Here is a 13378-nt window from a genome sequence, read left to right as displayed (position 1 = left end):
AAAAGACTCTGGCGTGGCATTTAGAGTGGCCTTTGCTCTCGATAACGACGAGTAAAGTACTCTTCCATGTCGCCACGTTCAGTATCGTCGATGGATTGGTTCCAGTAAATCAATTCCGCGATTACACCATTGAAGTAATGTCCATTACCATTCTCGGCACCACTCGCGAAATAGCTACCTTCTTTCATAGCCCCAATGCCTAAGTCACCGCTGTGGCTGTATAGAGTACCGATGTCTTCCGCAACACCGATGCTCACCCCATTCACAAAGGCTTCGAACTCTCTGGCCATTCCGTTGTACACCAATAGAACAGTGTACTGACTGTCTTCGGAAACCGCTGTACTTAGTCGCTTCGGTCCCCAAGAGCCGTCGCCCTGATCCTGGGGTAGGTTCCACATGGATACATTCAGATTGCCGTTTTCGAGATAGATATTAGTGCCCCGTTGTCCACCACCCTGCTCAAAAATAACCTGACGGGTAATGACGTCATTGGCAACTTGAAACACCACGGCAATGGACTTGTTAAGGGTTGTCGTTGAGGTGTTAAAGCTGGCTGCATCAGGGATTGTTAAGCCATCATCCACACCATCAAAGACCCATGCTGCCTGGCCTTGTAGTCCTTGAGCAGCCCACTGAGGGACACCGGAATCCGAAAAGGATTTAGCCTGCCAGACTCCGAAAACATCATCCCAAACTGTGGTTTGGCTACGATCTCCTCGAAGCCAAAGAACAGCATTACCCTTGGGGTAATAGGAGTCATCATCGAGAATCATCAGGCTTTGGGGCCCCGAAAGGATAGGGACCTCACTATTCAGACTTACTGTTACAAGCTCTTGAAGCTCTTCTTCACTGTCATCGATAATAGGTACTGGAATTTTCATTTCAGTTTCGAAGGCCGGAAATACAAATTGGCCAGAACGCAACTGAGTATCTCCTATATCCCCGTCAACAATTAGGGAAATCAGCAAGTCACGGGCTAAGGGTTCCGTTAGGCTGATTGTCAACTGAGGGACCTCGGGGGAGTTTTCTCTAATCTCTTGATGGCTCAAAGTGAAGTAAAGGCTGGTATCTTTTAAGCCATAGTCACTAGCGATCGCATGAAAAAGACCCAACAACTCTCCAGAGTCCAAGGCCCAATTATACAATGCTACATCAAATATCCGGCCCTTAAAGTTTGATAGCCCAGTGTATGAATCATAGAATAGTGTGTTATCGGCCACGGCACCAATGCCGATCCTTCCAGAGTGAGCAAAGAGCTTACCAACTCCACCAACCTCTCCCATCAAGCTGCCATTGACATAGGCACGGATCTTCTGCTCCATGCTGCTATACACCAAAACTCCGTGATAATCCGTATAGGTGTTCGCGACCGTACTGACACAACTCACTGGCCAAGGAGTTGTTACCAACCCATCGTCGTTTGGAATGTTCCAGCCACAGAACTGAATCTTGCCTTGGTGAATTGAAATACTCAGACCCCTTGACGAACCACCCTGCTCGTAAATCATCTGGCGGCTGTCAACGTCGTCACTGGTACGAAACAGCACCGAAATACTTTTTTCCGTAAATGTTCCCAAGTTGAGTTCAGTGTGACTCTCAACATTGAGGCGATCGTCGATACCATCAAAAGACAAGCTAGGTGGTATTCCTTCACCGCCCTGATAAAAGTAAGGGCGGGCGGTATCAGCGCTGGTTACTTGGCGATCGCTCTCGGATCGATCTGGCCATTCTGAGACCAGTTCACCTTGATCTAGTTTCAGGTCGAAGCTACTCAGAGAAAGAACTTCTTGGCTGGGGCGGCTGGCATCGTTATCTCGGATGATCAATTTGATAGCTTGGACCCTAGAAAGATTTGGCTGACTTTCGTATTGTGGCTTCAGAACAAGCAATTCAGTGGCTTCCGGCTCGGTGTCGTCGCTAAGCTTAATTTCGAACGTGCCCGATGTTTCTCCCGGCTCGACTGTAACGCTCGGTGGTGGCTGAACGAGATCGTCATCGTTGGCGGTGCCTTGGATACTCCACGAGATCTCCAAAGGCATATCCAGAGCTTGGGACAGATTGAGATGAACCCAAGTGCTTTCTCCTTCCTGAAGTTCAGCTTGATCCAACAGGACACTGACCACAACTCCCAAATCAGGCTCTTGGTTTGATTGCGGGTTGGTACTCGCACCAGGAAGAATAACACCCAACTCATCAGACGAACCCTGGGCCCCATCTGGAGTCTTCAGGCTGCTAGAGCCAGGATCGGATGTATAAGAGTCTCCGCCAATTGCGGCCTTACTTGTTGCACCGGGATCTTCTCCAGACGATTTGCTCTTACACGCGACAAATGCCATTGTCATGCCCAGCGTTGCGATAAGGTAACGAATCATAGAGCTTCCCCAGTTTTTTACCGTTGAAAATAGATTCGGTCCTTATACCTTGGAATTTAATTACCAAGACGAAAGGTTTACAACCTAAGAAGTCTTACGAACTTATTCAGAAAAATTGGTGAAAATTCAAAACTTAGGTGGGGCGAGGTAAGAAAGGAGAGGGCCCCTACGTACTAAGAGGCTCCCTTGTCTTATTGAATTACTTGGGGCAAGAGCACTGGCAACCATCACTTTGTGAAGGATTATCATGTGATCCTGATGTACTGTAAGAATGGTCTTTACAGCAGCAGCAACAGCAGTTTGGTTTATCCCCAGAATGCGACCCTGAAGTCGTGTAGCCCGACTTGCAGCAATCGCAACATTGATAGGCTTTATCATCGCCTCCTTGAGCTGTGTAAGAACCCTTGTCATCACAGCAGTAGCAGCACTTAGCTGTATCATCCCCTGACTTGCTTCCCGAAGCACTGTAACCCGATTCGGCACAGCAACATGTTTTATTATCAGAGCTAGAACTAGTGCTCGCCTTGCCGTCTGTCCAGTAGCAGCAGCAACAGCAGCAATTTTTATCGTCTTTCGGCTTGTCGAGGCATTCGTAAGAAACTTCGATCACCTCGTCTTCCGAGATTTGTCCGTCGCCGTTTTTATCGATGCCGACAATAGTTTTTTCACCGCCGTAAGGGCAGTTATCGTCTTCCCCTGGGCCAAATGGGATGGTGATCGTTATCTTAACTCCGTCGTTATCATTGGAGCCATCGTCGTCGATCACACCTTTATCATCTGGTAACGTTGGAAATTCGTCTGGACCACCTGAACCGAGGTCTTCAGTACCTTTACCTTCCTCTTCAGGAACTGCTTCGGCGCTAAGGGCAGAAGATTCGTCGGTACTTTGGAATGATGCACGGCAAGCACTCAACGACCCAATTATGGATACGAGTATTAACAATCGTTTCACGGCTGATTCCTCTAAAGTATTTGGTCCCAGGCAACAAGTGCCTATCCGCCTATCGGCACTTCTTAAGGAAACCTTAACGAGCTTCCATAAAAGACAAAAAAATCGGCTTGTTATGAGATTCGATATTTTCTAGTCAAGGCTCACACGCACTCCATTTGATATGCGAGCCAATTTTCTATTACATATTTACTAAGTTAAAATTGAGCGAGCTTGAAAAGAAGTCACTTGCAATTATATTTTTAAGATCTTGTAAAGCCCCCTTTCACCACGCCACAAGGATATATTTCAATTTTATCAGTTAATTAGATCTAAATTTAACCCAAAAGGGATATCTAAATTTTGGATAAGCATTATAAAATCTTTACTAATATGTCCTTGCCCAAGAGAATAATTTCCGGCATCTATGAGGCCAGCTTTCGACTCAACTGGGGTTTTTATGAAGAAAATCGCTGCCGCTCTGCTTATTGCTATTTTTGCAACTTTGCCCTCACCTGAATTTGCGATTGCCTCTAACAGTCTTCATCTGTCTGCCTTCAACATCCAGGTCCTGGGCCGTTCCAAAGTGAGCAAGTCTCACGTCATGGAGCATCTGACAAACATTTTGAACCGCAACGATCTCACGTTTATTCAAGAAATTCGCGACAACACGGACGAGGCAATTTACAAGCTCCAAGAACAGACCAATCGCTTCAATAGCCACAAATATCAGATCACAGTGAGCAAAGCCTTGGGCCGAACGAGTTCTCGGGAGCAATATGCTTACCTTTACAACGATGATCGGATTAAACTCATTCACAGCGAAGTGTATCAAGACTGGGATGATCGGTTTGAGCGAGAACCTTATATTGCCATTTGGCAAACCCCCGGGGCGTTTCGCTTTGCAACAATTGGAATCCACGTGAAGCCCGATGATGTGGAGCAGGAGCTACGAGCGCTCGGAGACGTGGTTTCCTATGTGAAGGACCAACACAGCATGAACGCTATCTTGGTCATGGGCGATCTAAATGCCGACTGCGATTACTTTAACCCTGAATCCCTAGGCTTTTCCATGATCGATCACAAGATTAAAGTTTGGATCGAAGACCATCAGGACACGACAGTCTCTGCAACGCACTGTGCCTATGACCGATTCATTACCACCGAGGCGCTAAGCCCTAAAGTGAGCAAGGCTGCAGTTTTCGATTACCAAGAGGCCTACAACTTAAGTTTAGCGGCAGCCAAGAAAGTTTCTGACCACTACCCCATTGAATTGCAGCTGAACTTTGCTAGCCAAGAGCCTCCTTCAACAGCACCATCGAAACCTATGCCTAACAATCCAAACTTGCCTTCAACCTGCGGTTTGAAGCCCTACTGGACGCCAAAGAACTACTGCTATGCGACTAAAGATGGCTCCAAAAAGCGGGTGTCCGCGTCGTGCTGCTCATAGCTAACACCACTCCGAAATTATCCCAAAAGCAATTTTTTCGATTCTCTACACATTTCCTCAAGAAAACTAAGTCCCTAGCCATAGGGGATCTTTCCGAATTTCTTACTTTTTTCAAGCCTTGTTATTTTATTTTAACTTTTTAGAGCCTTAGCCGATTGGCCCCTAAAGCGAATTCGCCCAATGGGTAACCTTTGCCTAGTGGCAAACTGGAGGAAGCTTTGCGAGATAGAAGGCCTAGGCGCGACGAGGAAGAAAACCAACAGAACGATCCCTGGACGTCCAATAGTGACTTGTTCATGGCGGTAGCTGTTATCTTTCTAATCATGTTCGTTTTCTCGATCTTACAATCGGGTGCGTCCCAACTCGCTGTTCAGCAGGAGAAAAAAGAAGCTCAAGAATACCTCATGGGTAAACTGACCGAAGCAACCAAACAAGCCAACCAATCGAACATGGATAAAGCTAAGAAAGACCTCAAAGAGATGGCTCAAAAGAAAGAGCTTCTTGAAATGAGTCTCAAGCAAATTGGCGAAATCACTTCTGCTCTAGAAGAGCGTGAAGATGCGATCGAACAGCTCTACAAGCAACAGAATGAAAACGAAGCGGTTATCAAACAAGCGCAAGATGTCATCAAAAAACAAAAAGAAGAAATCACTGAGCAGAAAGAAGAAATCAAAGTTCGCGATATCAAAGTCACCGACATTTCAAAACGGATCGAAGACCTCAAAAAGAAGATGGCTGAAGCTAAGATCAAAAACGAGGAACTTGAAAAAGTTCTTGAAAAAACTGAAAGCGATAAGCAGAAGCTTGTAAACGACGTTAAAGTGAAAGAAGTCGACCTAAAAGAGAAACAGGATACTATTGTAAAACAAACTGAAAACATCAAAAGCCTAGAAAAGAACGTTGAAAATATCAAAGAAAAGGCTCAGCAAACAGAGTTGAGTCTAAACAAAAAAATTTTAGAAGAGCTAAAGACACAAGAGCAGCTCAAAAAAGCTTTGGCGAAAACCCAGCAGGAAATCAAAGAAAAACAAGAGAACATCAAAAAGAAAGAATCAGAGATTGATAAACTGAAAGTAACGCTCAAAAACTCTGAAGATAAAAGCGAGGTAGAAAAGAAGAAGCTTGAAGAGGAAATTAAAAAGCAGGATAACCAGAAGCAACTTCTTCAGAAAGCTCTTGTTAAGTCTCAGGACGAAATTAGAGAACAGAAAAAGAAGGTTGAAGTCAAGGATCAAGACATCAAGAAACTTGAGACTGAGGTTAAAGACGTCAAAGTTAGCTCTGAAGCCAAGACAAAAGCCCTTGAGCAGCAAATAAAGATGACAAAAACTGAGCAAGAGAAGCTTGAGGATGCGATCAAGAAGAAAAATGAAGAGATCGACACCTACAAGAAAAACATTGTAAAGCTGGCTCAGAACCAAAACGACTTAAAAAAAGAGATCACAGAAAAGCAAGATGATCTAAAGAAGATAGAAGAGAAAAATAAGCAACTTGACCAGACGGTTAAGACTCTAACCTCGTCAAACCAAAATCAACAGAAGGTTATCCAAAAGAACATTAAGGATATCAAAGACAAGCAGAAAGAAGTACAGGATCTGGAAAAAGTTAACAAGCAGATCCAGACGAAGCTTGCACAACAAAATGCTGAATCGTCGAAGCTTAAGGAAGAAGTTAAAGACTTAAACCAAAAGATACAAGAAACTGCGAAATCCAATCAAAAGCTTGAGCAGCAGATAGCCAAAAAGGCAAGTGAACAGCTAGAGTCTCAAAAGAAAATTGAAAACCTTGATCTGAAAGTCCAAAACCTTTCTGAGGATTCTAAGAAAGTTCAGGAGCAGCTCAAAAAGACTCAGACAAAGCAAGCGCAAACCCAAGCGCAGCTAGCAAAACAGCAAGAAGAAACCAAAACTGTCGAGGCTCAGAAAAAAGCTTTGGAAGTGGCGGTCAAAGAACAGAAGAAGAAAAACGAGCAACTCAACCAGGCGGTAGCAAAAGCTATTCAGGAGAAGGACAAAACTCAGAAGCAGGTTCAAAACCTCACAAAAAAAGTGGCCCAAAGCCAGGCTCAGGTCAAACAGCAGGAGCAAGCTGTCGAGCAAGAAAAAAGAAAGCTTGATCAAGAGCAAAAAAAGACTCAACAACTAACCCAAGCTATCGCAAAGGTCAATCAAGAAAAAACTCAAGTTCAGCAGCAGGTTAAAGACCTTACCAAGCAGGTGGCTAAAACTCAAGCTCAGATCAAGCAGCAGGAGCAAAAAGTTCAGCAAGAACAGCAAAAGGTCGCTCAAGAACAGCAGAAAAACCAGCAGCTTTCAAAAGCTATCGCAAAGGTCACACAAGAAAACACTGAGGCAAAAAAACAAAACCAAGAACTAACTAAAAGGGTGGCACAGACTCAAGCCCAAGTTAAACAACAAGAGCAGAAGGTACAGCAAGAGCAACAAAGGGTCGCTCAGGAACAACAGAAAAACCAGCAGATCACAAAAGCTATTGCCAAGGTCACACAAGAAAACACTGAGGCAAAAAAACAAAACCAAGAACTAACTAAAAGGGTGGCACAGACTCAAGCCCAAGTTAAACAACAAGAGCAGAAGGTTCAGCAAGAACAGCAAAGGGTCGCCCAAGAACAGCAGAAAAACCAGCAGCTCACAAAAGCTATTGCCAAGGTCACACAGGAAAACACTGAGGCAAAAAAACAAAACCAAGAACTAACTAAAAAAATCGCGCAGACCCAGGCACAAGTTAAACAACAAGAACAGAAGGTTCAGCAAGAACAGCAAAAGGTCGCTCAAGAACAGCAGAAAAACCAGCAGCTCACAAAAGCTATTGCCAAGGTCACACAAGAAAACACTGAGGCAAAAAAACAAAACCAAGAACTAACTAAAAAAATCGCGCAGACCCAGGCACAAGTTAAACAACAAGAGCAGAAGGTACAGCAAGAACAGCAAAAGGTCGCTCAAGAACAGCAGAAAAACCAGCAGCTCACAAAAGCTATTGCCAAGGTCACACAAGAAAACACTGAGGCAAAAAAACAAAACCAAGAACTAACTAAAAAAATCGCGCAGACCCAGGCACAAGTTAAACAACAAGAGCAGAAGGTACAGCAAGAACAGCAAAAGGTCGCTCAAGAACAGCAGAAAAACCAGCAGCTCACAAAAGCTATTGCCAAGGTCACACAAGAAAACACTGAGGCAAAAAAACAAAACCAAGAACTAACTAAAAAAGTGGCCCAGACTCAAGCCCAGATCAAGCAGCAAGAGCAGAAGGTACAGCAAGAGCAACAAAGGGTCGCTCAGGAACAACAGAAAAACCAGCAGCTCACAAAAGCCATCGCAAAGGTCACACAAGAAAAAACTGAAGCACAAAAGCAAAATCAAGAACTAACTAAAAAAGTGGCCCAGACTCAAGCCCAGATCAAGCAGCAAGAGCAGAAGGTTCAGCAAGAACAGCAAAAGGTCGCTCAAGAACAGCAGAAAAACCAGCAGCTCACAAAAGCTATTGCCAAGGTCACACAAGAAAAAAACGAGGCGCAAGAGCAGAACAAAGAGCTCACTAAAAAGGTCGCTCAAGTCCAAGCTCAAGCCAAGCAAGAAGAGCAGAAGAATAAGCAGCTCACTAAGGCTTTGGCCCAAACAAACCAGCAGAAAACTCAAGCGGAGCAACAAGTAAAGGATTTGACTCAACAGGTAGCCCAGTCTCAAGCTAAGGTGAAACAGCAGGAAAAGACCATTCAAGATTCTCAACAACAGAATCAGCAACTCACAAAAGCTCTAGCGAAATCGCAGCAGGCCCAAACACAGTCCAAGCAAGAAATCAAGGATTTAACGACCAAACTTGCCAAGAGTCAGGGTGAGGCCAAGGCAAACGAGGCCAAGAATACTGAGCTTAGCAAAACGAATGAGTCCTTGAGCAAGGCACTAGCCAAGTCACAGAACGACGCTAAAAACGCTAAGTCTGAAAACAAGTCTTTGAAAACAGCCCTCGCCAAAGCGCAGGGTGAAGCCAAGTCTCAAGAGACCAAGAATTCCGAGCTTTCAAAGCAAAATGATAGCTTGAGCAAAGCTCTTGCCAAAGCTCAAGGTGAGGCCAAAGATTCACAATCCGAGAATAAATCTTTGAAAACAGCGCTAGCTAAGGCCCAAGGAGAAAGCAAGGCAAAAGATGCCAAGATGAAAGCACAAGAAGGTGAGAACAAAGCTCTTAAAACCGCTCTCGGTAAGAGCAAAGCGGAGGCTAAGTCCTTGGCAGGTCAGGTTAAAGACCTTACTGGCAAACTGGCCAAGTCTGAAGCTGATAATAAGAACCTACAAGCCGAAAATGGCCAGGCTAAAACTGAGAATGAAAGCCTCAAAAAGGCCCTTGGTAAAGCTCAAGGTGATATTGCCAAAGGCAAGGCAGAGAATCAAAAGCTTGCCGGTGATGTTGGAAAACTCAAGGGCAAGGTAGGCGAGTTGGAAGGAGCTAATGCTGAGCTTCAAGGCAAGAACACTGAATTAGGCAAAGCCTTGGGCAAAGGCCAAACTGAAAATAAGAAGTTGATGGGAGAGATTGGCAAGCTCAAAGGTAAGGTTGGTGAGCTGGAAGGCGGAATGGCTGAGCTGGAAGGCAAGAACACGGAGCTAGGTAACGCTTTGGGTAAAGGCAAAACCGAGAACCAAAAGCTTAATGGTGAAATCGGCAAGCTCAAGGGTAAGATCGGAGAACTCCAAGGGGGCATTGCTGAGTTAGAAGGCAAGAACAAAGAACTAGGCAACGCTGTTGGCAAGGGTAAAACCGAAAATCAAAAGCTCAATGGTGAAATTGGAAAACTCAAAGGCAAGATTGGCGAACTCCAGGGAGGCATCGCTGAATTAGAAGGAAAGAATAAAGAACTTGGTGATGCTCTGGGTAAGGGCAAGACAGAGAATCAAAAACTCAATGGCGAGTTAGGAAAACTCAAGGGGAAAATTGGCGATTTACAAGGTGGGATTGCTGAGCTGGAAGGTAAAAACAAAGAACTTGGCAATGCTCTAGGAAAAGGCAAAACCGAAAATGACCGACTCAATGGCGAAATTGGTAAGCTAAAGGGAGAAATCGGCAAGTTAAAAGGTGGATTGGCAGAGCTAAAAGGTAAAAATGATGCTCTTGGCAAAGCCTTAGGTAAGGGAAAAAGCGAAAACGACAAGCTTGCGGGAGAAGTTGGCAAACTCAAAGGCCAAGTCGGAAAACTTCAAGGAGAGAATGACAAGCTTCGCGGTGAAAACCAAGGACTTGCCGAGGCATTGGGCCAGGGTAACTCTAAGAATCAAGGCCTCGCTGGGCAGGTCGGCAAGTTACAAGGGCAAGTAGGAGAACTTAAGGGCCAAGTTGGTAAGCTACAAGGGGAGAACGGTCGCCTTGGCAAGGCACTTGCTGATGGTCAAGCAGAAAATGAAGGCCTCAAAGGTGCTCTTGGCAAAGCTAAAGGGGAGCTTGGCAAAGCACAAGGGGAGCTCGGCAAGGCCAAAGGCCAGCTTGGTCAACTAAAGGGAGAGCTAGGTAAACTCCAAGGAGAACTAGGCAAAGCCAAAGGGGAACTTGGTAAATTAGGCCAAGCACTTGCTGACGGCAATGCGGAAAATAAAGGTCTCAAAGACGCTCTTGGCAAAGCCCAAGGGCAGGTTGGACAGCTGAAAGGTGAATTAGGCAAACTCCAGGGTGAACTAGGCAAAGCCAAAGGAGATCTTGGCAAACTCGGACAAGCCCTAGCTGATGGCAATGCGGAAAATAAGGGGCTCAAGAGCGCTCTTGGCAAAGCCCAAGGGCAGGTTGCTCAGCTGAAAGGTGAATTAGGTAAACTCCAAGGAGAGCTAGGCAAGACTAAGGGAAATAACGAGAAGCTAGGTCAGGCTTTAGCAAAAGGTAATGCCGAGAATCAAGGTCTAAAGCAAGCTTTAGGCAAGGCCCAAGGTGAAAATGACCAGCTGAGAAATGAAATAGGCAAGCTAAAGGGTGATCTGGCAAAGCTTCAAAACACGAAGAATGACCTAGGACAAGCACTGGCTAAGGGTGGCAGCACTAACAAAACCCTCCAAGATAACCTGGGGCAAGCCCAAAAAGAGATTGATCGCATGGGCAATGAAATGAAACGCCTCAAGGATGACTTGGATAAAATGAAAGCTCAGAATCAGCAGCTAAACCAGACCTTAGCTCAACGAAAAGATAGTAATGAAACCTTAAAAGGCGATCTGGGTAAGGCCATGGGGGATGCGGCTAGTCAAAAGGGTAAGCTCTTGAAGGCACTTGACGAGATGGATGACCTGAAGAACCAACTAGCCAATGCCAACAATAAAATAGACACCTTGCAAGATCAACGGCAACAGTTAGTCGCAGCTCTCGACAAGAAGCCAACGGAAGTTACTGTACCTCAAGAAAATCGCTTTGGCAGCTCAGGATCTTTGATCGCTAATTTCCAAGATCAAGTTGCAGCCCTTAAAGACCAAGTTAAAAACCTGAAAGATGACAACCAAGGCCTTCGCAAAGCTCTCACCATGACAACACCTCCTCCAGGCAAAGGCCCAGGGCAGGGGCCTGGCATGGGTCAAGGGCAAGGACAAGGTCTTGGTGCTGGTCAGGGACAAGGTCTTGGTGCTGGCCAGGGACAAGGTCTTGGTGCTGGTCAAGGTGAAGGCCAAGGGCCAGGAACAGGTGCTCCACAACAGCTTGTCAGCCAGCCAAGTCCAGAATTAATCAACGCCAAGAAGCAAGTTGCAGACCTACTTGAGAAGATACGGACAACTAAAGATAACTTAGCCAAAGCCATCCGGCAAATCGGAAAGTTGAACGATCGAAATAATCGGATTGCGCAAGCATTTGACAAGGGCGGCGACCAAAACCGTCAATTGATCGAGCGCTTGGCAAATACAACAAAAGCAATCAAAACCAAAGACAAAGAGATCGATCGTCTGGCCGAGAAGATAGAAGAGCAGAAAGATGTCGGCATGAAAATGGCTGCAAAACTACGCACGAAGGATGATCAGATCAAAGACGTCGCGCAAACGCTTGAAGGTGCTCGATCAGCTATGCAACGAGTCGCCAACGAGCGCAAAACTATCGCTTCCCGAATAGCAGACAACCTCAGAGCTTCCGGCATCGAAGTTGATATCAACCCTGAAACAGGTAACATCACTCTCCGCATGGATGAATCCTTCTATTTTAAAAACGATAGCTATCAACTCAGCGAAACCGCGAAGGCGAAACTAAGTCGTATGATACCTATTTATGCGAAGAGCCTCTTAGGTGCACCCGATATCGCAAATCGAATCGATGGCATTTCCATTGCTGGATTTGCAAGCCCTAAGTACAAGAGGAAGTATGTAGATCCTTTCACCACTCGCGGCATCGCTTACCAATACAACCTGGAGCTTTCTCTCAATCGTGCCCAGCAGATTGTAGAATTCGCTTTTGGTGATGAAGTGGGTAATTATAGGTATAAAAACAAGATGCGAGCGCTGACTAGTGTTTCTGGAAAAGGTTTCATGGACCCCGTTAAATTACAAGAAAATGACCGCTGTCTTAAAGATAAGTGGAACAAGTTTCGATACGAGGAGTGCATGTGCGGACCATACCACTGCAAGAAATCACGTAGGGTAGAGATCAATTTCGTTCTAAAAGACCAGAAAGATGCAGAACGTCACTTCGATATAATTGCGGACAAACTCCAAAACAAGGGGCCTGTGAATGTCGGTCATTGAGATATTTAATATTGCCGCCGCTTATCTGATACAAATTATGGCAATCACCTGCGTGATTGCTCTTATCCTCCGGTATATTGCTCATAACAACAATAAAGTGAACAAAGCCTACTTCAATAGTTTCTCTCATGCGGTGATTAAGCAGCTTGAAGAAGAGGAAGCTAAGCATGAAAGTGTCGATGATGTCGAGATCTGGCTAGAGAACTTACTCTATAAAATCGAGGAACACTTGCCGGATCGATCTTTACGGTTTCGTAAAACTGAGGAGAAACAGAAGCAACGGCTATCGGAATTTACAGATAGTAAGCGGAGCGTTATATTAGCCATCAAACAACAGGTGGACGCCCTAAAAAGCCCTCACCCACCAAACTTCATGGAACTTGCCGATCGCGTTCTCAACCAAGACCCTAACTGGCGAAATATCCTAAAGATTCTACCAGTAAACTCACTAAATCGTGGTTTGGACTTACTACCAAATCTGTTCATTGTCGGAGGTATCTTCGGTACTTTTGTGGGTATCACCTCGGCACTGCCTATGATCGCCCAAATTGATATCACCAAACTTGATGAAGCAGCTCCCGTTCTGAATGCTTTCGTTGGTGGTGTTGCCTATTCTATGAATACATCCATCGCAGGTATCGTATTCAGTGTGACGATGACTCTAATAACGTCTTTGTTTCCCCTTGCTTCTGTTCGCAATGAAGTGTCTAAAAATTTCGAACGTGCTATTGAATTTATGTGGTATCGAATTCATGGCAATAAATTAAGTCATGGTGAATATAAGATGATCGAAGCCATAGAAAATTTACGTAAGTCAAACCAAGAAGCCGTCAAACTCCTGGCGGAGATTCGAGATATCGCATCCCAAGATAGTAGCCAGCCGCCATCGGATATTGAACGAGGAGCATCGTAAGCC

General features: G+C 45.2%; 5 protein-coding genes. 3 read left to right on the top strand and 2 right to left on the bottom strand.

Features of this window, described 5'->3' with window-relative positions:
* Positions 1-20: 20 nt before the first annotated feature.
* Positions 21-2372 (bottom strand): LamG domain-containing protein, encoded by a 2352-nt coding sequence (locus B9N89_RS23320; RefSeq protein ID WP_132323214.1) that lies wholly within the window; start codon positions 2370-2372, stop codon positions 21-23.
* Between the two features lie 199 nt (positions 2373-2571).
* On the bottom strand, positions 2572-3324 hold the full coding sequence (locus B9N89_RS23315) for a DUF7151 family protein (protein ID WP_132323212.1): 753 nt from the start codon (positions 3322-3324) through the stop codon (positions 2572-2574).
* A 436-nt stretch (positions 3325-3760) separates the two neighbouring features.
* Here B9N89_RS23315 and B9N89_RS23310 point away from each other — a divergent pair, with 436 nt between their 5' ends.
* The 3 genes from B9N89_RS23310 to B9N89_RS23300 all read left to right on the top strand — a co-directional run bounded on the left by B9N89_RS23310 (position 3761) and on the right by B9N89_RS23300 (position 13375).
* Positions 3761-4750, top strand: coding sequence for an endonuclease/exonuclease/phosphatase family protein (locus tag B9N89_RS23310; protein WP_159455588.1), 990 nt, complete (start codon positions 3761-3763; stop codon positions 4748-4750).
* A 218-nt stretch (positions 4751-4968) separates the two neighbouring features.
* Complete coding sequence (locus B9N89_RS23305) at positions 4969-12462, top strand: hypothetical protein (RefSeq protein WP_143478253.1); 7494 nt, start codon at positions 4969-4971, stop codon at positions 12460-12462.
* Complete coding sequence (locus tag B9N89_RS23300; RefSeq protein ID WP_132323208.1) at positions 12449-13375, top strand: hypothetical protein; 927 nt, start codon at positions 12449-12451, stop codon at positions 13373-13375. Before B9N89_RS23305 ends, B9N89_RS23300 begins: the two co-directional genes overlap by 14 nt.
* The last annotated feature ends 3 nt before the right edge of the window (positions 13376-13378 follow it).

Source organism: Pseudobacteriovorax antillogorgiicola, from assembly GCF_900177345.1.
GTDB lineage: Bacteria > Bdellovibrionota_B > Oligoflexia > Oligoflexales > Oligoflexaceae > Pseudobacteriovorax > Pseudobacteriovorax antillogorgiicola.
Note: the sequence above shows the minus strand (reverse complement) of the source record. Positions and strands in the feature narration are given on the sequence as shown.

What these genes read in the sequence shown, in the direction of transcription:
- B9N89_RS23320 (WP_132323214.1), bottom strand. Translation starts at nt 2,372, where the DNA reads ATGATTCGTTACCTTATCGCAACGCTGGGCATGACAATGGCATTTGTC.
- B9N89_RS23300 (WP_132323208.1), top strand. Translation starts at nt 12,449, where the DNA reads ATGTCGGTCATTGAGATATTTAATATTGCCGCCGCTTATCTGATACAA.
- B9N89_RS23310 (WP_159455588.1), top strand. Translation starts at nt 3,761, where the DNA reads ATGAAGAAAATCGCTGCCGCTCTGCTTATTGCTATTTTTGCAACTTTG.